Source organism: Bacillus cabrialesii, from assembly GCF_004124315.2.
Classification (GTDB): Bacteria; Bacillota; Bacilli; order Bacillales; family Bacillaceae; genus Bacillus; species Bacillus cabrialesii.
The window spans coordinates 523,868-545,631 of the sequence record NZ_CP096889.1; the positions used below are offsets into that span (position 1 = coordinate 523,868).

At 45.2% G+C, this 21,764-nt stretch carries 23 protein-coding genes and 1 riboswitch; of the genes, 18 read left to right on the top strand and 5 right to left on the bottom strand.

All coding sequences use genetic code 11. The annotated features are described in order from the left end of the window. Positions 1-10 precede the first annotated feature (10 nt). Positions 11-1,063: a C4-dicarboxylate TRAP transporter substrate-binding protein DctB gene (gene dctB / locus EFK13_RS02675; protein WP_129506653.1), complete on the bottom strand. Its 1,053-nt coding sequence runs from the start codon at positions 1,061-1,063 to the stop codon at positions 11-13. Positions 1,064-1,132: 69 nt separating this feature from the next. Between dctB and dctS the strand changes: the two genes are divergently transcribed. The 9 genes from dctS (at position 1,133) to EFK13_RS02720 (ending at position 10,967) form a co-directional block, all read left to right on the top strand. Then, positions 1,133-2,740 carry a two-component system sensor histidine kinase DctS gene (dctS, locus tag EFK13_RS02680; protein ID WP_129506652.1) on the top strand — a complete coding sequence of 536 codons (1,608 nt, stop codon included), beginning with the start codon at positions 1,133-1,135 and terminating at the stop codon, positions 2,738-2,740. Then, positions 2,730-3,410 (top strand): two-component system response regulator DctR, encoded by a 681-nt coding sequence (gene dctR, locus EFK13_RS02685; protein WP_129506651.1) that lies wholly within the window; start codon positions 2,730-2,732, stop codon positions 3,408-3,410. Before dctS ends, dctR begins: the two co-directional genes overlap by 11 nt. Before the next feature lie 119 nt (positions 3,411-3,529). Continuing rightward, positions 3,530-4,795: a C4-dicarboxylate transporter DctP gene (gene dctP / locus EFK13_RS02690; protein WP_129506650.1), complete on the top strand. Its 1,266-nt coding sequence runs from the start codon at positions 3,530-3,532 to the stop codon at positions 4,793-4,795. A gap of 147 nt (positions 4,796-4,942) precedes the next feature. After that, positions 4,943-5,995, top strand: a complete 1,053-nt coding sequence (locus EFK13_RS02695) for an AI-2E family transporter (protein WP_129506649.1) — start codon at positions 4,943-4,945, stop codon at positions 5,993-5,995. Positions 5,996-6,043: 48 nt separating this feature from the next. Beyond that, positions 6,044-6,174: riboswitch (cyclic di-AMP (ydaO/yuaA leader) on the top strand. A gap of 73 nt (positions 6,175-6,247) precedes the next feature. After that, a complete protein-coding gene (locus tag EFK13_RS02700) occupies positions 6,248-7,486 on the top strand; it encodes a dicarboxylate/amino acid:cation symporter (protein ID WP_129506648.1) in 1,239 nt (412 codons plus the stop codon). 90 nt (positions 7,487-7,576) lie between these two features. Next, on the top strand, positions 7,577-8,500 hold the full coding sequence (locus tag EFK13_RS02705; RefSeq protein ID WP_129506647.1) for an ABC transporter ATP-binding protein: 924 nt from the start codon (positions 7,577-7,579) through the stop codon (positions 8,498-8,500). Next, a complete protein-coding gene (locus EFK13_RS02710) occupies positions 8,493-9,260 on the top strand; it encodes a DUF2705 family protein (RefSeq protein WP_129506646.1) in 768 nt (255 codons plus the stop codon). Before EFK13_RS02705 ends, EFK13_RS02710 begins: the two co-directional genes overlap by 8 nt. 94 nt (positions 9,261-9,354) lie before the next feature. Beyond that, positions 9,355-9,690 carry a hypothetical protein gene (locus EFK13_RS02715; protein ID WP_129506645.1) on the top strand — a complete coding sequence of 112 codons (336 nt, stop codon included), beginning with the start codon at positions 9,355-9,357 and terminating at the stop codon, positions 9,688-9,690. A 131-nt stretch (positions 9,691-9,821) separates the two neighbouring features. After that, positions 9,822-10,967: an acyl-CoA dehydrogenase family protein gene (locus EFK13_RS02720; protein WP_129506644.1), complete on the top strand. Its 1,146-nt coding sequence runs from the start codon at positions 9,822-9,824 to the stop codon at positions 10,965-10,967. 24 nt (positions 10,968-10,991) lie between these two features. Here EFK13_RS02720 and fbpB read toward each other — a convergent pair whose 3' ends face one another. Further along, positions 10,992-11,171: a Fur-regulated basic protein FbpB gene (fbpB, locus tag EFK13_RS02725; RefSeq protein ID WP_010886410.1), complete on the bottom strand. Its 180-nt coding sequence runs from the start codon at positions 11,169-11,171 to the stop codon at positions 10,992-10,994. Further along, positions 11,125-11,289: a Fur-regulated basic protein FbpA gene (locus EFK13_RS02730; protein ID WP_019257529.1), complete on the bottom strand. Its 165-nt coding sequence runs from the start codon at positions 11,287-11,289 to the stop codon at positions 11,125-11,127. The genes fbpB and EFK13_RS02730 overlap by 47 nt, the downstream gene beginning before the upstream one ends. 251 nt (positions 11,290-11,540) lie before the next feature. Between EFK13_RS02730 and EFK13_RS02735 the strand changes: the two genes are divergently transcribed. Then, positions 11,541-12,413, top strand: a complete 873-nt coding sequence (locus EFK13_RS02735; protein ID WP_061186243.1) for a cation diffusion facilitator family transporter — start codon at positions 11,541-11,543, stop codon at positions 12,411-12,413. Positions 12,414-12,427: 14 nt separating this feature from the next. Here the strand turns inward: EFK13_RS02735 and EFK13_RS02740 are convergent, their stop codons facing one another. Beyond that, complete coding sequence (locus tag EFK13_RS02740; RefSeq protein WP_003225161.1) at positions 12,428-12,748, bottom strand: thioredoxin family protein; 321 nt, start codon at positions 12,746-12,748, stop codon at positions 12,428-12,430. Positions 12,749-12,902: 154 nt separating this feature from the next. Here EFK13_RS02740 and EFK13_RS02745 point away from each other — a divergent pair, with 154 nt between their 5' ends. The 6 genes from EFK13_RS02745 to EFK13_RS02770 all read left to right on the top strand — a co-directional run bounded on the left by EFK13_RS02745 (position 12,903) and on the right by EFK13_RS02770 (position 19,444). Continuing rightward, the gene (locus tag EFK13_RS02745; protein ID WP_129506643.1) at positions 12,903-13,988 is read left to right on the top strand and encodes a D-alanine--D-alanine ligase; all 1,086 of its coding nucleotides are present in this window, start codon (positions 12,903-12,905) and stop codon (positions 13,986-13,988) included. Positions 13,989-14,062: 74 nt separating this feature from the next. Continuing rightward, positions 14,063-15,436 carry a UDP-N-acetylmuramoyl-tripeptide--D-alanyl-D-alanine ligase gene (locus EFK13_RS02750; protein ID WP_129506642.1) on the top strand — a complete coding sequence of 458 codons (1,374 nt, stop codon included), beginning with the start codon at positions 14,063-14,065 and terminating at the stop codon, positions 15,434-15,436. A gap of 65 nt (positions 15,437-15,501) precedes the next feature. Further along, complete coding sequence (locus tag EFK13_RS02755) at positions 15,502-15,702, top strand: hypothetical protein (RefSeq protein ID WP_248894266.1); 201 nt, start codon at positions 15,502-15,504, stop codon at positions 15,700-15,702. Positions 15,703-15,838: 136 nt separating this feature from the next. Further along, on the top strand, positions 15,839-17,323 hold the full coding sequence (gene cshA, locus EFK13_RS02760; protein WP_129506641.1) for a degradosome RNA helicase CshA: 1,485 nt from the start codon (positions 15,839-15,841) through the stop codon (positions 17,321-17,323). A gap of 170 nt (positions 17,324-17,493) precedes the next feature. Further along, entirely contained in the window at positions 17,494-17,973 is a 480-nt protein-coding gene (locus tag EFK13_RS02765; RefSeq protein ID WP_064814778.1) for a PH domain-containing protein, read from the top strand. Next, a complete protein-coding gene (locus EFK13_RS02770) occupies positions 17,963-19,444 on the top strand; it encodes a PH domain-containing protein (protein ID WP_129506640.1) in 1,482 nt (493 codons plus the stop codon). The genes EFK13_RS02765 and EFK13_RS02770 overlap by 11 nt, the downstream gene beginning before the upstream one ends. On the opposite strand, the gene EFK13_RS02775 is transcribed toward EFK13_RS02770, so the two are convergent. Next, positions 19,441-20,040 (bottom strand): rhomboid family intramembrane serine protease, encoded by a 600-nt coding sequence (locus EFK13_RS02775; RefSeq protein WP_129506639.1) that lies wholly within the window; start codon positions 20,038-20,040, stop codon positions 19,441-19,443. The genes EFK13_RS02770 and EFK13_RS02775 overlap by 4 nt on opposite strands. A 94-nt stretch (positions 20,041-20,134) precedes the next feature. Between EFK13_RS02775 and acpS the strand changes: the two genes are divergently transcribed. After that, positions 20,135-20,500, top strand: coding sequence for a holo-ACP synthase (acpS, locus tag EFK13_RS02780; protein ID WP_129506638.1), 366 nt, complete (start codon positions 20,135-20,137; stop codon positions 20,498-20,500). A 164-nt stretch (positions 20,501-20,664) separates the two neighbouring features. Beyond that, entirely contained in the window at positions 20,665-21,681 is a 1,017-nt protein-coding gene (locus EFK13_RS02785) for a LolA family protein (RefSeq protein ID WP_129506637.1), read from the top strand. Positions 21,682-21,764: the final 83 nt, after the last annotated feature.

The following is a 21,764-nucleotide window of genomic DNA, read 5'->3' on the forward strand; positions in this document are numbered from 1 at the left end:
TAAGATGGGGCTATGAATCTTCGCGCAGTTTTAAAAGCGCCTGAATCAGCTTCCGGCCAAAAATGGGCTCGTACTGATGATAAACAGGATCGAGGCGCTTCATCCATGCTTTTTTCTCTTTCTCTGTCAGCTCATAGATTGTAATAGATGAATTTTTTTTGATTTCATCCAGCTGCTCCTTGTTCATTTGTTCGGCATACGTTTCATTCCACTCTGTCGTTTCCTTCATCGCTTCAGTCAAAATGCGTCTTGTTTCCGGTGTTTGCGCGTTCCAGAAATGCTCATCAGTCATAACAGCGTAGCCGAGATAGCCGTGGCTGCTTATTGTCAAATAGTCCTGAACATTATAAAATTTTTTAGAATAGATGTTTGAGATTGTATTTTCTTCACCATCAACCACATTGTTTTCTAACAGCTGAAAGGTAGAATTGAAGGATTCCTGATGAGGTGTTGCGCCAAGCAGTTTGAACTGATCCTCTATCACATCGCTTTGCATAATGCGGAGATCTTGCCCTTTTAAATCATCCGGGGTTTTGACCGGTCCTTGATTTGTCGTAATTTGTTTAAAACCGTTTGTCCAATAGGCGAGGCCTTTTAATTGGTTTTTCTTTAGAGAATCAAACAGCTGTGTGCCGATGCTGCCGTTCAGCCCTTTTTTGACGGCATCGTAATCCGTAAATGCATACGGCAGATCCAGCACGCCCCATTCAGGCGAGAGCATGCCGAGCTTTGATGTGGAGGGGGCGATAAATTGAACATCGCCGTTTTGCAATGCTTCAATTTCTTCGATGTCCGAATACAGGCTCCCATTCGGGAATACTTCAATTTTAATTTTCCCGCCAGATTTTTCGTTCACCAGATCAGCGAATTTATTGGCGGCCAGCCCTTTCGGCGTATTTTCGGCAACCACATGGCTGAATGTAAACACGATTTGATCCTGTAAACCTTCCTGATCGTCATCATAAACAATCTCTTTACTGCCGGAACGATCATGGAATCCGATAAATAAAGCGGTTGCAATTCCGGCGATCATCAGTGCGAGACATGCTAGCAAACTCTTCATGAAAAGCCCTCCCCTATGTTAAGGATAATGGGGGCCATGCCATTCGTAAAGACCTGAAAGGAGAAGCTGATGAACAAAAAGAAGCTTTCAATCCGTTGGAAAATCACGATCTTATCCTATATCCTCGTCATTTTCTCCTTTTTGATCGGCGGCATTGTGCTCATCGGCAATATCCAGCATACCGAGGAGCGCGAGCTGAAAAAGCGGCTGATGAATACGGCTCGGACGGTGTCGGAGATGACAGAAGTGAAAGAGGCTCTGACAAGAAAAAAACAAACAGAAGCTGTTCGCCGCGCGGTTGAAGAAATCAGGATGATTAATGAAGCAGACTATATTGTCGTCATGGATATGAATCATATCCGCTACACGCATCCTGTCAGGACAAGCATCGGCAAAAAATCTGAGGGGGCAGACGAAGAGGCGGCGTTTGCGGAGCACATTTATTTTTCAGAAGCTAATGGCGAGATCGGCACGGCGGTCCGCGCTTTTTATCCGGTAAAGGATCACGATCTAAATCAGATTGGCGTTGTGCTTGTCGGGAAAACACTGCCCGGGATCGCCGACATCCTGCTTCATTTAAAACGTGATATCGCGTTCATCGTTGTGCTGACCCTTGGCTTCGGCCTCGCAGGTTCCTTACTGCTGGCCCGTCATATCAAAAAACAAATGTTCCAGCTTGAGCCCCATGAGATTGTCCGTATGTATGAAGAACGGACAGCGACGTTTCACTCCATGAATGAAGGCGTGATTGCCATCGACAATCGTCTCATCATCACGATTTTTAATGAAAAAGCGAAACAGATCTTTGAGGTGCAGGGGAATCTGGTCGGAAAGGTGATCTGGGAGGTTCTCAAGGATTCTCGACTGCCCGAAATCGTGGAGCGGAACAAAGCGGTTTATAATGAAGAAATTCGCGTCAGCGGAAAAGTGATCATGAGCAGCAGAATTCCGATTGTCATGAAGAAAAAAGTCATCGGCGCCGTCGCGATTTTTCAGGACAGAACGGAAGCGGCTAAGATGGCAGAGGAATTGACTGGCGTCAAAAACTTTGTAGAGGCGCTTCGCGTCCAAAACCATGAGCATATGAATAAGCTGCATACAATCGCCGGCCTCATCCAGCTGGGTAAATCTGAAAAAGCCATGCAGCTCGCATTCCAGGCGTCAACCGAGCAGGAAAATGTGACTGAGTTTCTGCAACGATCGATTCAAAATGACGCAGCGGCCGGCCTTTTATTAAGTAAAATCAGAAGGGGAAGGGAGCTCGGCATTGCTGTCCATATAGATGAAAACAGCAGTCTGCAGCAATTTCCCGAGCATGTTGATCAGCATGATATCGTCGTGCTTCTCGGCAACCTGATTGAAAATGCCTTCGGTTCGTTTGAATCCGTTCAATCTGATGACAAACGAATTGACATCAGCATCGAACAAACGGATGATATCCTCGCCATTTTAATAGAAGATAACGGCTGCGGAATTGAACCCGCACATATGCCGCACCTTTACGACAAAGGATTTACGGTCAATAAAACAGGCGGAACAGGCTATGGCCTGTATTTAGTGAAACAAATCACGGACAAAGGATCGGGCACGATAGAGGTTGATTCACACACGGGGAGGGGAACAGCTTTTTCTATCGTTTTTCCAATGAAGGGAGAGGAAGCACAGCATGGCTCGTAAGGAATGGAAGGTTCTGCTCATTGAGGACGATCCGATGGTTCAAGAGGTAAACAAGGATTTCATCACAACTGTCAAGGGCTTTACTGTCTGTGCAACAGCGGGAAACGGAGAAGAAGGCATTAAGCTGATTAAAGAAAAACAGCCCGACCTCGTCATTCTCGATGTGTACATGCCGAAAAAAGACGGAATCAAAACCTTGCAGGAGATCAGAAAGCAAAAACTTGAAGTGGATGTCATCGTCGTCTCCGCCGCAAAAGACAAAGAAACGATCTCTCTTATGTTGCAAAATGGTGCGGCTGACTATATTTTAAAACCGTTTAAGCTTGAGCGAATGAGACAGGCACTTGAAAAGTACAAGCAATACAAACAAAAAATTGAAGCGCATGATACGCTGTCCCAGGAACAGCTCGATGCGATCCTGCATATGCCGCAGCAGGCCGTACAGAACCTGCCGAAGGGATTGAATCATTTCACAATGAATGAAGTCACTGCTTTTTTAAAACAGCAAACCGCACCGCTTTCTGCGGAAGAAGTCGCCAAGGCGCTCGGCATCGCCAGGGTGACAGCCAGACGATACCTTGATTACCTTGAAAAAAACGGAACGATTAAGCTGGACGTTCAATACGGAGGAGTCGGCCGGCCTGTTAACCGCTACGTGTTTAAAGGATAAGCCTGAGACCAAAAAGACCAAAATGTCCGTTATGATCATAAACTTCCCCAGACTTCATGAAAACGCTATCATTCTAGTAAGAAAGACACAAAGGCGAATAGGACAGGGGGATGAAGAATATGAAACTGTTTAAAAATTTAACAGTTCAGGTCATAACCGCGGTCATCATCGGGGTCATTGTCGGGCTGGTCTGGCCGGATGTCGGCAAAGAAATGAAGCCGCTTGGCGATACATTTATCAATGCTGTTAAAATGGTAATCGCTCCAATTATTTTCTTCACAATCGTTCTCGGGATTGCAAAAATGGGCGATATGAAGAAGGTTGGAAAAGTAGGGGGAAAAGCGTTTATTTATTTTGAGGTTGTTACGACCCTCGCACTCATTATCGGTTTGTTTGTCGTCAATATTATGAAGCCGGGCGCCGGCCTTGATTACAGCAAGCTTGAAAAGGGAGATGTATCACAATACACGCAAAATGGCGGTCAGGGAATCGACTGGATTGAATTTGTCACACACATTGTTCCGTCCAACATGGTTGATGCCTTCGCAAAAGGGGACATTTTGCAGGTCTTATTCTTTTCTATTCTTTTCGGAGTCGGTCTTGCGGCTTTAGGTGAAAAAGGGAAAAGCGTCATTGATTTCTTCGACAAGGTTTCTCACGTCTTTTTCAAAATCATTGGCTACATTATGCGTGCGGCGCCAATCGGGGCATTCGGGGCGATGGCGTATACGATCGGGCACTTCGGTCTCGATTCCATCAAGCCGCTGGCAAGCTTAATGATGTCTGTGTATATTACGATGTTCCTGTTCGTATTTGTTGCGTTAAATATCATCTGCAAGTTTTACGGATTCAGTCTGTGGAATTACTTGCGCTTCATTAAAGATGAGCTTCTGATCGTGCTTGGCACAAGCTCTTCCGAATCGGTGCTTCCGCGCATGATGGATAAAATGGAGCGCTACGGCTGTTCGAAATCCGTTGTCGGGCTTGTCATTCCGACGGGCTATTCGTTTAACCTCGACGGCACATCCATTTATTTATCAATGGCGACTGTGTTTCTGGCACAGGTGTTTGGCGTAGATCTCAGCATCGGGCAGCAAATTACGATTATCCTCGTTCTGATGCTGACATCGAAGGGAGCGGCCGGTGTGACGGGCAGCGGATTTATCGTCCTCGCCTCAACGCTGTCAGCGCTTCAGGTCATTCCGCTGGAGGGTCTTGCGCTTCTGCTTGGAGTCGACCGTTTCATGAGTGAAGGCAGAGCGATTGTGAATCTGATCGGGAACGGAATCGCCACGATCATTGTTGCAAAAAGCGAAAATGAATTCGATGAAGCGAAAAGCGTAGAGGCTGTGGAAGGCATGAAAAAAATGAAAACAGCAGTCTGAAACAGAGCGGCCCGTACATGGGGCCGTTTTTTTAATTGTTTAAGAATTATTAAGGTAAGGACAGAGACCTCAGCATTTTTTTGTTATATAATTTACAGATGGATACTATATTGAATGAAGGACGTTTGTCCTAACGGGAGTGTATAAATGGCCGCTTTAGTTAAATTTTTTCAGCACCCGGGAGTAAGGCGTTTTTCCGTCTTTGTCGTGTTAACTGGTGTGTTATATCTATTTAAGAGCATGATCAACTTAATATTGCTTACCTTCATTTTCACATTTCTTATGGATCGTTTGGAGCTTGTCGTACGGCAGTTTTTAAGCCGGTTCTTCCGTGTAAGCCAGCGGGTTGTCATTACGTTTCTTTACATGCTGCTGGCTGTGCTGCTTACAGTCGGAGGATTTGTATTTTATCCGGTCGTCGCGGCGCAGATTCAGCAGCTCGTTAAGCAGATTAAACATATTGCATATCACCCGGACACCATCCCTTTCTTTGATGAGATTACAAGCGTTTTCGGAGATATTAATATCAGTTCGTATGTCAAAGAAGGTTTCAATGTGTTGTATACGTATCTGGCCGATATCAGCACATTCGGTTTGCAGATCGTGCTGGCGCTTATCCTCAGCATGTTTTTCTTATTTGAGAAAAAGCGGCTTTCTGAATTTATGGGGAAATTTAAAACGAGCAAACTGGCGGTCTTTTATGAGGAAATTGCTTTTTTCGGAAGCAAATTTGCAAGAACGTTCGGCAAGGTGCTTGAGGCTCAATTCATCATTGCGCTCGTCAACTGCATTCTGACGTTTATCGCGCTTTGGATTATGCATTTCCCGCAGCTGTTCGGGCTTTCGATTATGGTGTTCTTCCTTGGATTGATCCCTGTAGCAGGCGTCGTCATTTCTCTGATCCCGCTCAGTATTATCGCCTACAGCACTGGCGGCGGAATGTATGTGCTCTACATTGTGCTCGTCATATTCGCGATTCATGCGATTGAAACGTATTTCTTAAATCCGAAGCTGATGTCCGCGAAAACAGAGCTGCCGATCTTTTTCACCTTCACAGTACTCATTTTCTCTGAGCACTTTTTCGGCATTTGGGGTTTAATTATCGGGATTCCGATCTTTGTGTTTCTCCTTGATATTCTTGATGTCACCAACAAGGAAGAAGGACCCAAAAGATTCCAAGAGAAAAGTAACAAAAAATAGTTTACAAAATTGGATCTTTTCTGTATAAATAAACTAAATCATACAATAGTAAGCCACACGCTTAATCCTTTGATAAGGAGTGGGGGACCCGATCTTTTGGGGTTAATTTTTCATCTGAAAAACGGACATCTCTTCGTCCGAACCCGTCAGCTAACCTCATCAGCGTGAAGAGAGAGTCCTGTGGTTTGATGATACATCCAAAGCCCGCGGGAGTCTCTCGCGGGCTTTTTTTCAAAAAAGGGAGGAATGCGGATGAAACTGGCTAAAAAGATAATCATAGCGTTAGTGCTAGGTGCGGTGACGGGAATTATTCTTAACGTAACATCACCTGAATTATTTGAAAATTTGAATAAGTTTGTATTTGGTCCGCTTGGCACCATCTTTTTAAACCTCATTAAAATGCTTGTCGTTCCGATTGTCTTTTTCTCACTGACGCTGGGAGTAGCCGGGCTGGGTGATCCTAAGAAGCTTGGCAGAATCGGCGTGAAAGCCATTTCTTATTTTCTCATCACGACAGCAGTGGCAATTACGATCGGCCTTATTCTTGCTCTTGTGATTAAACCTGGTGAATTTGGGACTTATGATGTTTCATCTGCAAAGTTTGATGCTGAAGAAGCGCCAAGTATTGCCGACACCCTTTTGAACATTATTCCTGCGAATCCGGTTCAAGCGATGACAGAAGGAAATATGCTCCAAATCATCGCATTTTCTATTTTTGTAGGGCTCGGAATCACGATGCTCGGCAAAAAAGCAGATATGCTTCTAAAAGTAGTTGAACAGGGAAATGAATTGATGATGTATCTCGTCAACCTAGTCATGAAGTTTGCGCCATACGGAACGTTCGGCCTGATAGCGACTGCAATCGGCAGCCAAGGCTTCAGCGCGATTAAGGCGATGGGACTTTATATGATTGTTGTTACGCTGTCCCTGGTCATTCATGCAATCGTGACGTACGGTTCAACGGTTGCTCTTTTGGCAAAACGAAATCCGATTACGTTCTTTAAAGATTTCTCAGAGGTCATGGTCGTCGCGTTCAGTACTTCCAGCAGCAATGCGACCTTGCCGGTATCCATGGATGTGGCCCAGAAAAAATTAAAAGTGCCTGAGCCGATCAGCAGCTTTGTTCAGCCGCTCGGCGCTACAATTAATATGGACGGAACAGCCATCATGCAAGGGGTAGCCACCGTCTTCATCGCGCAGGTATTCGGGCATGATCTGACATTCACGCAGTTGCTGATGGTTATACTGACGGCAGTGTTGGCAAGTGTCGGCACCGCGGGTGTTCCTGGGGTCGGCTTGATTATGCTCGCCATGGTGCTTCAATCTGTCGGCCTGCCTGTCGAGGGAATCGGATTGATTCTCGGAATTGACCGCCTGCTTGATATGCTCCGTACAGTGGTGAATACAACAGGTGACGCGGCCTGTGCCGTCATCATCACAGAAACCGAAAAGAACAAACAGCCTGAGCAAACGTCGACTCTATCGGTTTAACCAAACATTTGGAAGCGACAAATGCTATAATACAAACAGTGCCTATTTTTGGGCACTGTTTATTTTTTGTCGAAAAAGGAGGAAGGCTTTATGGCTGAGCCGATTTTACATATTGAAGGCCTCGATAAAAAGATTGGATCAAAACAGATTTTAAAACAGATCAGCATGGACGTCATGGAGGGAGAAATCATCGGCCTGCTCGGTCCGAATGGTTCCGGAAAAACAACCCTCATCCGTATCATCGTCGGGCTGTTAACACAAAACAGCGGAAACGTGACCATCAGCGGTTTCCAGCATGATACAGAGTTTGAAAAAGCGATGGAGGCTGTGGGAGCGATCGTCGAAAACCCTGAGTTCTATCCGTACCTGACAGGCTGGGAAAACCTTAAGCACTTTGCGAATATGCACAAAAAAATAGCGGATGAACGGCTTGATGAAGTGGTGGAACGTGTCGGGCTGACGTCAGCGATTCATGATAAGGTGAAAACCTACTCCCTCGGCATGCGCCAGCGTCTTGGCATCGCACAAGCGATTCTTCATCGGCCAAAGCTTCTCATTCTAGATGAACCGACGAACGGTCTCGATCCTGCGGGCATGAAGGATTTTCGCGATCATATAAAAGAGCTCGCAGAACAGGAAGGAACAGCAGTCCTGTTCGCAACCCATTTATTGCGTGAGGTTGAGGATCTCTGCGACCGTGTCATCATTATTCAAAAAGGTGAAATCAAAGCGGAAGTCAGCTTGCATGGAACAGATCAAAAAACAGAAAAAGCGGTCATTGAAGTGCAGCCGGAAGAAAAAGCGCTCAATTGGCTGGCAGGCAATCAATATCAAGCTGAGCGGAAAGACGGGGCGATTGTTGTTGAGGTAGCAAAAGAAAACATTCCGGAGCTGAACCGCTCACTTGTCGGACAAGGCCTCAATGTCTTTTCTATTATGCCTTACACGCAATCACTGGAAGACGAATTCATAAAAGCGACTGCTCATCAAGAGGAGGGAGAAGAACTTGTCTAAATTAATTTGGAATGAACATATGAAACTTTTTAATCGGAAGGTCACATTTGTATCTCTTATCCTGATGGCGGTCTTTCAATTTTTCATGGCTTTGATCATTAAACGGATTGTCATCAGTGCCGGAACAGATGAAAACTTCATCGGCTATTTATCGTATACACCGAGTCTGAACATCCTGCTTCAGGCTTTAACGATCGTGATTGCAGCGACAATTGTTTCAATGGAATTCGATAAAAAGACGATCAAATTTCTGCTCATTCGTCCGGTTAAACGCCAAAAGATCTTTTGGTCAAAATTAATCACAGTCGTGATGGTCAGCTTTTATTTGTATTTGGCATACTACATTCTGGCATTGTTATTCGGTCTCGTCTTTTTCGGCACATCCGTGAGCGCGGAATCAAAGACATTGCTGATCAACACCTTGGAGCTGATCGGGTCAAACTGGCTTGAAGCCGTAATGATGGGATTATTCGGGCTGCTTTGTTCTTCACTGTTCCGCAACAGCGCGGTAGCAGTCGTCGTTTCTTTTGTTGTTTTATATGGAGCGAGTACACTTGTCCAGCTCATGAAGCTATTCGAAAACAAATGGGGGAGCTTTTTGCTTTTTGCGAACACTGACTTTACCCAATACAGCAGCGGACAGACAGCCCTGTTTTCAGGCATGACGCCGTTGTTTTCAGTGGGGATTATCATCATACATGCTATATTCTTCATCGCCGTTGGCTGGTGGTGCTTCTGTAAACGGGATGTCCGGGTGTAAAGGCAAGGAATGACATTTTTGTGAAAAAGCTCACGTAAATCAATATCATTTGATATTTTAGTTTATACTATAGGTACTGACGGAGGTGTCTCGATTGAGGAACTTTATTACCGCTTTACCGATCGTATTGCTGCTTGGATTCTCATTTGTGTCATTCATGTTTCAGTTTGAACATCTTGTTTATTTCAGACTCGCGCTTGGGTTGTTCTCTCTCGCGGGGCTGTACATGATATATAAAATGAAGACGGGCATCCGTTTTTTTATCATCTATCTGTATGCCAGCTGGATTGTGCTGGCTGCGGTGACCGCTTTTGAAGAGCCGATTTTCTCAAGTTTTTTCTTTGGCGGCTTGGTGATGACAATGGGGTACCTGACATATATGCTGATTTATCTCGGCATGAAACAAGACCGGGATGCAAATCCTGTGTAATCGCGCTGTTCCCTGAGGGGAACGGCGTGTTTTTCTATACTGGACAAAAAGGTTAACAGTTGCGGAATGGCGGCGGGAAATCTATAATACATATTAAATTTATCGGAATTAAAAACTTGGGGGGCTGCCGGATGTCATTATTTATACAAAACGATCAACAACGGCAATGGATGGAGAAAATCGGACGGCTTGCGGATGAATTTCAGCAAACAGCCGCTGAAGATGACGAACAGGGGCGTTTTCCTGTCGAGAAAATACAAAAATTGCGTGATGCCGGATATACGGCATTAACATTGCCTGCATCTCATGGAGGAGGGGGCATTTCTGTTTACGATATGCTTCTGTTTCAAGAACGGCTGGCACGGGGAGATGCTGCTGCGGCGCTGAGCATTGGCTGGCATTTGAGTGTAATCGGAGAGCTTGGGGAAGGCAACAGCTGGAATAAAGATGTGTTTTCGTTTATTGCCAAGGAAGTCCAAAACGGAGCCGTCATCAACAGGGCGGCGACAGAAGCGCAAACCGGAAGCCCGACCAGAGGAGGGCGTCCCGGTACAAACGCCGTCAAAAAGGATGGCAAATGGGCAGTGAACGGAAGAAAAACCTTTACCACGATGTCACAAGCACTGGATTATTTTTTAGTGACGGCATGGATTGAAGAAAAACAAACAACGGGCGTGTTTCTCATTCATAAAGATGATCCCGGTTTGTCGATTGAAGAAACGTGGGATATGATGGCGATGCGGGCGACTGGAAGCCATGACCTTGTACTGAATGAGGTAACGCTTGAGGAGGATAAGCTGGTTGAATTGCTTCAAGGGCCTCGGGGAGCCAAGCCGAATGGCTGGCTGCTTCACATTCCGGCGATTTATCTTGGTATTGCTCAAGCTGCCCGGGACTATGCGGTACAATTCGCATCTGAGTATTCTCCGAACAGTTTGAAGGGACCGATCAAGGATGTCCCGGCCGTACAGCAAAGAACAGGCGAAATGGAGCTTGAACTGCTTAATGCCAGACATTTTCTTTTCCATATCGCTCAATTGTATGACAATCCGGAGCGCCGCCCTCACTTGAAAAGCGAGCTTGGTGCGGCGAAACATATCGTCACAAATGCTGCGCTGTCTGTTGTCGATAAAGCGATGAGAATTGTTGGGGCGAAAAGCCTTGAACGGACTAACCCGCTTCAGCGCTACTATCGGGATGTGCGGGCCGGTCTCCATAACCCGCCGATGGATGACGCGGTCATTCAAAAACTGGCTGCAGAAGCGTTTGAGTCATGAAAAAAAGAGCCTTCCCGGCTCTTTTTATGTATTGTTTTGCTCTTGGAGGTTTTTTTGATGCTTGCGGTCGATTCTGTCATAAATCACGTTCATGAGTTTTGGATTGCCCATAATCGCCTCTTTGTTTTCCTGGATTAGCTGCTGGTAGGTTTTTACTTTACGCTTCGGCATGCTCCGGCGCCCTCCTGACATGTTTGTATTCACTTTCTAACTCCGTCAGCGACAATTCATACAAATGACGCTTTGACTTTTTGTATATACCATTCTGTATTAACAGATGAATGAGCTGTTTTTTTCTGGTTTCTGCAGACTGAGGTGTCATCGTGTCATCAACCTCCAATCAAACGATATTGATAATCATTATCAATTCCATCCAGTATACATTGTCCCCAATAGCCTGTAAAGGTGAAAACAGTCCTATTCTTTCGCAAATTTGCAAACATTCAACAGATCGACAAAAAGTTTCCCGGGCAATAATTTGCTGTCGAAATGTCACTCTTCATTGAAAATGCTGCCGCTGCTATTTTTCATGTTTTGAACCATACTATGTAATAGAATGGAGGCTGGTATTCAATGGAGCGGACAGAAAATCTGAAAAAAGGAGAAAAAGGGGCGCTCCTCAATATTTTGGCATATGTCATCCTTGCTGTTGTGAAGCTTGTCATTGGGATTCTATATCATTCCGAAGCGTTAAGAGCAGACGGGTTAAATAATGGAACAGATATTGTAGCATCAGTAGCGGTGCTGATTGGACTGCGGATTTCCCAAAGGCCGGCTGACAGCGATCATCCATATGGCCATTATCGGGCTGAAACAATTTCGTCTCTTGTTGCGTCTTTTATTATGATGGTTGTCGGCATTGAAGTGTTAATCGGCGGAGGAAGAGCGATAGCGGGCGGAACAACGGAAACGCCAAGTCTTATCGCCGCATGGACGGCGTTAGGCAGTGCTGTGTTTATGTATGGCATCTATTTATATAACAAAAGGCTGGCGGCATCCATTAAAAGCTCTGCTCTGATGGCAGCGGCAAAGGACAGCAGGTCAGACGCTTTTGTAAGTGCCGGGGCGTTTATCGGTGTGATGTCATCCCAGCTGCAGCTGCCGTGGATCGATCCGGTAACGGCTTTTATCATCGGCATTATCATTTGCAAAACGGCGTGGGACATCTTTAAAGACGCTTCACATTCTTTAACAGACGGCTTTCATTTAAAAGATCTTGAGCCTTACAAACAGACCGTCGGCAGGATCGAAAATGTGCATCGGTTAAAGGATGTGAAAGCGAGGTATTTAGGCAGCACGGTTCATATCGAGATGGTCATTACGGTTGACCCAAAGCTTACAGTGGAAGAAGGTCATGGAGTGGCGGATGAAGTAGAGGACAAAATAAAACATGAACACGATGTCACTCATGTTCATGTTCATGTAGAGCCCGACGACATAAAATAAGGCTGTTAAACGAATTAGCTTATATGTTCAGATAAAAATTCAGTCACTTCTTCAGGCGTTTTGGCATTGGCGCTGTGAAGGTGAGCTGTTTTTTCACCGTTTTTGAAGATAAGCAAGCTAGGAATACCCATTACCTGGTATTTTTCAGCCAGTTCAGGAAGCTCGTCCTTATTGAGCTCATACCAATCGTTTTGATTGTACTCTTCCAGGATATCGCCGATGAACATATTCATGCGTGTGCAATCTGGGCACCAATCAGCATAAAACTTTACGATAATCTCTTTATCAGATTGAATCAGTTCATTAAATTGTTCGTTTGTCGTGATTTTTTTCATATGTCACATCTCCTTTTCAATGCCATTTTAATATAAAATAAAAAGGAATTACATACAAATGCACTCAACATCAGCATGCCCAAAAATAATTAGATCATTTTCTCGTGAAAGTGATAAGATAGTAAAGATGAATTTGTAGTGGGGGGAGTATCCATTGAAAACAAGTCTAGGATTAGTGTACGGAGGAAAGTCGGCAGAACATAATGTTTCCCTGCAGACAGCTCTGGCTGTAATCAAAGCGCTAAATACTGAGAAGTTTGATATACATCCGATTTATATAACTGAAAAAGGCGAATGGGTAAGAGGCGCCCGTTTAACTGAGCCTGTTTCAAACGTGAAAATGCTTCAATTTGAGCAAGGAGGCAGTGCTTTTTCTCCGGCTGCCCTGAATCAGGAGATGTTTCCGCAGGAAGCGTCACAGCAAAATGAAGCCATCGACGTCGTATTCCCGCTCCTCCACGGACCGAACGGAGAAGACGGAACGATCCAAGGAATGCTCGAACTGTTGAATATTCCTTATGTCGGTAACGGTGTGCTTGCTTCCTCAGCCGGCATGGATAAAGTCGTCATGAAACATTTATTCGCGCAAGCCGGCCTTGCTCAGGCTAAATACGCTGCTTTCCTTAAGAAAGACTGGACCCGTTCTCCGGAAGAAAGCTGTGAGCAGGTCGAACAGGAATTAGGCTACCCTTGCTTCGTCAAACCGGCGAACCTTGGCTCAAGTGTCGGAATCAGCAAATGCCGAGACCGTGAAGAACTGCAAAAAGCTTTTGAGCTTGCGTTCCAATATGACCGCAAAGTCGTCGTTGAAGAAGGAATTAACGGCCGCGAAATCGAAATCGGCGTTCTTGGAAATGACGATCCTAAATGCTCTGTTGTGGGAGAAATCGCGCCGAAGACTGATTTCTACGATTACAAAGCGAAATACGAGGATGGAGACACTGATCTGATGATTCCGGCGAATGTAACCGATGAGGAATACGCGAAAATCAGTGATATGGCGATTAAGTCGTTTAAAGCGATCGATGGGTCAGGACTTGTCAGAGCGGACTTTTTCCTGACTGCTGACGGCGAAGTTCTGATCAATGAAGTCAACACAATGCCCGGCTTTACACCATTCAGCATGTTCCCGTCGCTCTGGAAAGAGGCTGGAGTGGAATACGCTGACCTGATTGAACAGCTTGTGGAGCTTGCAAAAGAACGCCACGCTGAAAAACAATTGATCAAGCATACATTCTAATCATAAAGATGGACACTGCCGGTGAAAGGGCAGTGTCTTTTCCCGTATAAACAAAAGAAAGAGAGGGACCTCACTTGATTAAGCGAACAGTAAAGAACATTGCCGAGATGGTCAAAGGCACACTGACAAATCCGCAATATGAACAAACAGTCATTCATGGAGTGGCAACCGATACAAGAAAACTGGAACAGCATCAGCTTTTTATCCCGCTGAAAGGGGAACATTTTAACGGCCATACTTTTGTGCCGCAGGCTTTTGAAGCCGGTGTAGCGGCCGTTCTTTGGGATCGGTCAGAACCAAATGCGCCTGAAAACCAAGCCGTCATCTTAGTGGATGACACCCTTTCCGCTCTTCAGCAGCTTGCAAAAGCTTATTTGCAGGAGCTGGGCACCCGTGTCATCGGGGTAACCGGAAGCAACGGCAAAACGACAACGAAAGATATGATTCACGCCGTTCTGGGAACTCAGTATCGTGTCCACAAAACAGGAGGAAACTTCAATAATCACATCGGTCTGCCGCTGACGGTTTTAGCCATGCCTGAAGATACGGAGATCGCTGTATTGGAGATGGGCATGAGCGCCAAAGGAGAAATTGACCTCTTGAGCCGTCTGGCAAACCCTGATGCGGCAGTGATTACGAATATCGGCGAATCCCACATGCAAGACCTTGGCTCTAGAGAGGGCATCGCGGAGGCGAAACTTGAAATCATTAACGGGCTTAAAGAAGACGGAGTGCTGATTTATATCGGTGACGAACCGCTTCTTCAAAAAGCATACAGCTGCCAAACGAAAACATACGGAACGGGAGAACAAAATGATTATCAGCTTCAGGATGTCAGCCAGAGTGAAGCGGGAACCCATTTTACAATCAAAGGGATAGAAAACTCGTTTTTTATTCCGATTCTAGGCAAGCACAATGTCATGAACGCAATGGCTGCGATTGCCGCGGGAGCTTATTTCGGCATCACGCCTGAGGATGCGGCGAAAGGGCTAAGCGGACTAAAGGTAACCGGCATGAGACTTGAACTCATCAAAACAGACAGCGGCATTTCAATTATTAATGACGCTTATAATGCCAGTCCGACTTCCATGAAGGCTGCCATTCAATTGACAGAAAGCCTTGAAGGCTACGGAAAAAAAATGCTCGTGCTCGGCGATATGCTTGAACTCGGCGATCTTGAAGAAACGTTCCATAAAGAGTGCGGCGCTGTGATCAGCCCTGAGAAAATCGACCGCGTCTTTACGTACGGAAAACTGGGAGCTTTTATCGCGGAAGGCGCACTGCAACACTTTGAGAGAGACCGCGTCAGCCATTACGATGAGAAAAAAGATCTGCTCCAAGCTTTGAAGGAAAACGCGTCAAAAGGAGATTTGATTTTATTCAAAGCGTCCAGAGGTATGAAGCTTGAAGAAATCGTTAAAGATTTAATAGAGAGCCCGCTTTCATAAGAAAAAATCTTTCAGGAAAAACGCATATTGCATCATAAAATAACATGATGTGCAAACACTAATGCATGCCGGCCGGAAATTATGTGTGTCTGGCCGGCTGCGGCTATGATACAATAAATACAGGTTATTTCGCGATACGAAAATATTTGTCCATACATTCCTCCGCTGGCCCGAAGTTCTCCGCCGGACACTTGGGAGCGGATGAATCAGCAAGCCGGCATATTCGAGAAGCCGATCTGCTTCTCATCTTATTGAAAAACAACTAGTGTAATGGTAAGATAAAACTTAAAGTAATTCGGGCTTTGTATACGGATGGATCCTGTCTTTTTTGTCTAAAGGGCAGTTTTATAAGTGGTAAATCACGACATTACTGAAACAGCAATTAGAAGGAGTTTGAATAATTTGACTATAACGTTTCAAGATTTTAATTTAAGTTCTGATCTCATGAAAGCAATTAATCGTATGGGATTTGAAGAAGCAACACCGATTCAGGCACAAACGATACCGCTCGGACTTTCAAATAAAGACGTCATTGGACAAGCGCAAACAGGTACAGGTAAAACAGCTGCGTTTGGTATACCCCTTGTTGAAAAAATTAACCCCGAGTCTCCTAATATTCAAGCAATCGTAATCGCGCCAACCCGTGAATTAGCCATTCAAGTATCTGAAGAATTATATAAAATCGGACAAGATAAGCGTGCGAAGGTTCTTCCTATTTACGGCGGACAGGATATTGGACGGCAAATCCGGGCGTTAAAGAAAAATCCGCATATCATTGTCGGAACACCTGGTCGTCTTCTTGACCACATCAACCGCCGCACTATTCGTTTAAACAATGTAAACACGGTTGTAATGGATGAAGCGGATGAAATGCTGAACATGGGATTCATTGACGATATTGAATCTATTCTTTCAAACGTGCCGAGCGAGCATCAGACACTTCTGTTCTCTGCGACAATGCCTGCGCCGATCAAACGCATTGCAGAGCGCTTCATGACTGAGCCGGAACACGTAAAAGTAAAAGCGAAAGAAATGACGGTTTCTAACATTCAGCAGTTCTATTTAGAAGTGCAAGAGCGCAAAAAATTCGATACACTGACTCGTCTTCTTGACATTCAGTCTCCTGAGCTCGCGATCGTATTCGGACGCACAAAACGCCGTGTTGATGAGCTTGCGGAAGCCCTGAACCTTCGCGGATATGCGGCTGAAGGAATTCACGGTGACTTAACGCAGGCGAAACGTATGGTTGCGCTTCGCAAATTTAAAGAAGGCGCAATCGAAGTTCTTGTCGCAACTGATGTTGCCGCTCGCGGACTTGATATCTCAGGTGTTACACACGTATACAACTTCGACGTGCCTCAAGATCCTGAAAGCTATGTTCACCGTATCGGAAGAACAGGCCGTGCGGGAAAAACTGGTATGGCGATGACGTTCATTACACCGCGTGAGAAAAGCATGCTTCGCGCAATTGAACAAACAACAAAACGCAAAATGGACCGCATGAAGGAGCCTACACTTGATGAGGCGTTAGAAGGCCAGCAACAGGTTACTGTTGAACGTCTTCGTACGGCAATCAGTGAAAACAACCTGAACTTCTACATGACAGCGGCAGCTGAGCTGCTTGAAGATCATGATGCAGTGACAGTGGTTGCGGCGGCTATCAAAATGTCCACAAAAGAGCCGGACAACACACCGGTTCGCTTAACAGATGAAGCGCCAATGGTCAGCAAACGCTACAAAAACCAGCGCTCTTCTAAACGCAGAGACGGACAAGGCGGCGGCTACCGCGGCGGAAAAGGGAAAAGCAACAACCGTTCTTCCTACGACAAAAAGCGTTCAAACGATCGCCGTTCTTCAGGTGACAGACGCCAGAAAAAATCTTACTAATTCTATTGATTAAAGCCCAAAACATAACGTTTTGGGCTTTTTTATGTTCGCAATTTGTGATTCAGCAAACTTTCAGCTGACGGAAGCCATTTTTCTATGTATGCTTAAGAATGAAACCTTTCTGTATAAGAGACGTATAAGTAACGACGAAAAAACGGGAGGTAGGTATTTTGAGAGAGCAGCCAAAAAACCAAATCAGTCCAGACGGATTAAAGGTTTGGCGACTTCAAGAGATCATTGTATCCGCTGTCTGCTTGCTTATTGTCATAGCAGTTGCAGTGTTAAGCTATTATTTTCATTGGCCGTACTGGATCAGCGGCGTGCTCGGCGCGGTTTGGCTGCTGGGTTCGATTGTGACAGTCTTTATCATTCCAAAGATCCGTCATAAAGTATGGCGCTATGAAGTCCATGAACATGAAATAGACATTCAGTCAGGTATTTTTGTGGTAACGCGTGTGATTGTTCCGATGGTCAGGGTTCAGCACGTCGATACGTCACAAGGGCCATTATTGAAAAAGTACAACCTGGCAACCGTGAAAATTTCCACGGCCGCGACTGTTCATTCGATCCCTGCTCTAGAGATGGAGGAAGCGGATCGGCTGAGAGACTCCATATCGCGTCTGGCAAGGGTGACTGACGATGATGTCTGAACCGAAACGCCTGCACCCGGCGGCAGTCATTTTGAACTTATGCCATACCATTATTCAAACGATAAAAAATATTATTCTGCCATTCTTTTTTGTGTATATCGTCAATTCGAACAACACGGTCCGTTTTTACGGGGCTATTGCGCTCGGTGTGCTGTTCATCTGGCTTGTAGCCGCGAGTATCATCAAATGGAGACGGTTTACCTATCGAATTGAAGATGATGAATTTAGAATCGAAGAAGGCTTGTTTGTGTCGAAAAAGCGATATATATCGATTGAGCGGATTCAAACGATGAATACGAGCGCGGGTGTGGTCCAGCAAATCTTTAAGCTTGTGAAGCTGCAAATTGAAACGGCAGGCGGAGGCAAGGAGGCGGAAGCTGTTCTTTCTGCTATTTCTGTTGAAGAAGCCGAACGCATCAAGGAAGCCGTCTTTAAGAAAAAAGCGCAAAGACGCGAAAGTGAGCACGCTGAAGCTTGGCCTGAAGCTGAGCAGGAGCAGATTCAGGCCGTTGAGCCGCAAGAGCACTATCGCATGAACGCGAAAGAATTACTGATAGCCGCTTCTACCTCCGGCGGAATCGGAGTGATTATCTCCGCTGTTTTCGCGCTTATTTCACAGCTTGATGAAATTCTGCCGATGGATTGGTTTTTTGATAAATTTTCCTTCCTCAAGCACGCCAGCATCGGCATTTACTCGGTACTCATTTTTATCGGTTTATTTATCGCCTGGATTTTCAGCATCGCCGGAATGATGTTTAAATACGCGAACTTTCAAATCATAAAAAAAGAGCAGGAATTGGTGATTTCAAGGGGAATTATTGAAAAACACCAAGTCACAATTCCGCTCCGGAAAATACAAGCCATTAAAATAAAAGAAAACATCATCCGCCAGCTTTTCGGCTTTGTGACGGTGTCCATCGTCAGCGCGGGCGGCGGTGACCGGGAAAAAGAAGAAGGCGCTTTGACCATTCTCTTTCCGATGATTCATAAAAAAAAGCTTCCGCACATGCTCCGGACTTTTACACCGGAATACACGTTGGAAGAAAACGTCCGCCGCCTGCCGCGGCGCGCGTTAAAACGCTATTTATTTCGTTCCGTCATTTTTTCAATCTTTTTGATCATTCCGTTATGTATCTTCTTTCAGCCATGGGGCTATCTGTCGATCATCCTGCTGCCGGCTGAATTGATCTTCGGCTACCTCGCATATAAGGATGCAGGATGGACGATCAACGGGGACCGTCTTCAATTGACGTCCAGATTTATCAGCAGAACAACGGGAATTGTGTTAAATAGACGAATGCAGGTTTGCAAGTTCAACCAATCTTACTTTCAAAAGAAGGGCCGTCTTTATACCATTTCTACCTCGGTAAAATCGTCGAGCCTTATGGAAGAATTATCGGTGAGGGATGTAGGTGAAGAGGACGCGGGCTTCATTTTAAATTGGTACTCATATGAAAAAGCGGACGGTTAATACCGCCGCTCTTTTTTTTGAACACATAAAAACGAGAGAAGAAAGCCGCCGCAAAGTCCAAACAGATGGGCCATCATGTTAATATTGGAGTTGATAAACGACATGAGGACGGCAAATGCGAGCAGTGTGAGAATCATTTTGGAATGCTCCTGCCCGATCAGCTCTTTGCGAAAAAGAACCATAAACAGATACACGCCGAACAGCCCGAAAATCGCGCCTGAAGCCCCGACGTGAACGTAATCAAGCGGTTCTGTAACATATGTGCCGATATTGCCGATGATACCGGAGCCGGCGTACACAAGAAGGAAACGCGCTTTTCCCAGCATGCGCTCCAAAGCTGGGGCAAATAAAAAAATGGACATGGAATTAAACAGCAGATGGGTAAAACCGGCGTGCAGCAAAACCGGTGTGATCAGCCGCCACCACTCACCGTTTGCGACGCCTAGATTATACCCTGTGACCGCATCCCTCCATAATACGACTGAATCGACAGGAAGTGAAAAAAACAGCCAGAGAACAGCTTGCAAGGCCAATATAAAGGTGACAACGGGATAAAGCCTGATAAACGTTTGGAAATTTTCGGTCCGTATAAACATTCCGATCTCCTTTTCTTCATTTTGGTATTTCTATAGTAACACGTTTATGAGACAAACCATTTAAATAGTACGTACGCAAAGGAGGTTATCACACATGATTTACGGCATTGGACTAGACATTACCGAGCTTAAACGGATCGCTTCTATGGCCGGCCGCCAGAAAAGGTTTGCTGAGCGGATTTTGACGCGAAGTGAGCTTGACCAATACCATGAGCTTTCAGAGAAAAGAAAAATTGAATTTCTCGCGGGAAGGTTTGCGGCAAAAGAAGCTTTCTCGAAAGCGTTCGGCACCGGTATAGGAAAACAGCTCAGTTTTCAGGACATTGAAATTAAGAAAGACCAGAATGGCAAGCCTTATATTATTTGCGTGAAGCTGAGCCAGGCCGCCGTTCACGTATCAATCACCCATACAAAGGAATACGCGGCAGCGCAGGTTGTGATTGAAAGGTTGTCAAGCTAGTCTGCATATTAGGGAAACCCCACTCATATATTTGATAGTGCATTAAGGGAGACAAGTTGTTTGAGGCTTTTATGGTACGCATCCGTTCTGCTTAACGTGTACCGAGCGTACCGTTAAAGTCAAACAAGCGATTTCTTCCTTTTACATCAATTGAGAAAAAGGGGTTGAAAAAGGTGAGAAAAAGCTTTGTTTTGCTTTTAACGGGACTGCTTGCTGTCCTTATTCTTTCTGCCTGCGGGCAAAAAACGCAGCAAGATATTGTGACCGGATTAGATGAAAAGGCGAAAGAATATACCTCGTACAAAGCAAAAGCGAAAATGACCATCGAGACAGGGAGTGAGCCTCAAGTATACAATGTGGAAATCTGGCACAAAAAGCCGTCTCTGTACAGGGTTTATTTAGAAAATCCGAAAAAGGACCAAAACCAAGTCATTTTAAGAAACGAAAACGGAGTATTTGTTCTCACGCCGTCTTTAAATAAGAGCTTCAGGTTCCAAAGCGACTGGCCAAACAACAGCAGCCAGGTCTACCTGTTTGAATCGCTCGTAAAGGATGTTCAAAACGATTCGGATGCAGTTTTCACTGCGAAAGAAAAGAAATACGTATTTGAAACAAAAACAAACTATCAGCACAACAAAATGCTGCCGACGCAAGAAATCACATTTAACAAAAAAGATATGAGCCCGTTATCTGTCAAAGTGATGGATACAGACCGAAAAGTCATGGTGAAAGTGGAATTCAGCAGCTTCGAATTTAATAAACAATTCGACAAAGAATCCTTTGACGAAAAGAAAAATATGACCCTTTCCCAAATGGATGTCGCCACAAGCGCGAAGCCTTCCGATACATTCGCGGTCAAAACGCCGCTTGAATTGCCGCTTGGCGTAAAGCTGCTTGAAGAAAAAGATATTTCTACTGAAGACGGAAAGCGCATCATCATGACCTACGGTGGAGAAAAATCATTCACCTTAATTCAAGAAAAAGCCCAGATCGCCAAGGCATCCTCCTCAGTTACGCTGAACGGCGAACCGGTAAATCTCGGCTACACCATCGGCGCCCTGTCAGATTCATCATTATCATGGACATATGACGGTGTAGATTACCTTCTCTCATCTAAAGATCTTTCTAAAGACGAAATGGTGACAGTCGCGAAAAGCATGCAGGGACAATCATCTAAATAACCGCCAAAGGCCGAACAAGGTTTGGCCTTTTTTTCGTTAGGCATCGTTTCACTTTGGGCTTTAATTTTAGTATGATATGTAAA

Excerpts from the sequence above, each read along its gene's own strand:
- EFK13_RS02695 (WP_129506649.1), top strand. The coding sequence starts at position 4,943 with ATGGCCGCTTTAGTTAAATTTTTTCAGCACCCGGGAGTAAGGCGTTTT.
- EFK13_RS02770 (WP_129506640.1), top strand. The coding sequence starts at position 17,963 with ATGATGTCTGAACCGAAACGCCTGCACCCGGCGGCAGTCATTTTGAAC.
- EFK13_RS02700 (WP_129506648.1), top strand. The coding sequence starts at position 6,248 with ATGAAACTGGCTAAAAAGATAATCATAGCGTTAGTGCTAGGTGCGGTG.
- EFK13_RS02720 (WP_129506644.1), top strand. The coding sequence starts at position 9,822 with ATGTCATTATTTATACAAAACGATCAACAACGGCAATGGATGGAGAAA.
- dctS (WP_129506652.1), top strand. The coding sequence starts at position 1,133 with ATGAACAAAAAGAAGCTTTCAATCCGTTGGAAAATCACGATCTTATCC.
- EFK13_RS02740 (WP_003225161.1), bottom strand. The coding sequence starts at position 12,748 with ATGAAAAAAATCACGACAAACGAACAATTTAATGAACTGATTCAATCT.
- EFK13_RS02755 (WP_248894266.1), top strand. The coding sequence starts at position 15,502 with ATGCCGGCCGGAAATTATGTGTGTCTGGCCGGCTGCGGCTATGATACA.
- EFK13_RS02705 (WP_129506647.1), top strand. The coding sequence starts at position 7,577 with ATGGCTGAGCCGATTTTACATATTGAAGGCCTCGATAAAAAGATTGGA.
- dctR (WP_129506651.1), top strand. The coding sequence starts at position 2,730 with ATGGCTCGTAAGGAATGGAAGGTTCTGCTCATTGAGGACGATCCGATG.
- EFK13_RS02735 (WP_061186243.1), top strand. The coding sequence starts at position 11,541 with ATGGAGCGGACAGAAAATCTGAAAAAAGGAGAAAAAGGGGCGCTCCTC.
- EFK13_RS02775 (WP_129506639.1), bottom strand. The coding sequence starts at position 20,040 with ATGTTTATACGGACCGAAAATTTCCAAACGTTTATCAGGCTTTATCCC.
- EFK13_RS02730 (WP_019257529.1), bottom strand. The coding sequence starts at position 11,289 with ATGACACCTCAGTCTGCAGAAACCAGAAAAAAACAGCTCATTCATCTG.
- acpS (WP_129506638.1), top strand. The coding sequence starts at position 20,135 with ATGATTTACGGCATTGGACTAGACATTACCGAGCTTAAACGGATCGCT.
- dctP (WP_129506650.1), top strand. The coding sequence starts at position 3,530 with ATGAAACTGTTTAAAAATTTAACAGTTCAGGTCATAACCGCGGTCATC.
- dctB (WP_129506653.1), bottom strand. The coding sequence starts at position 1,063 with ATGAAGAGTTTGCTAGCATGTCTCGCACTGATGATCGCCGGAATTGCA.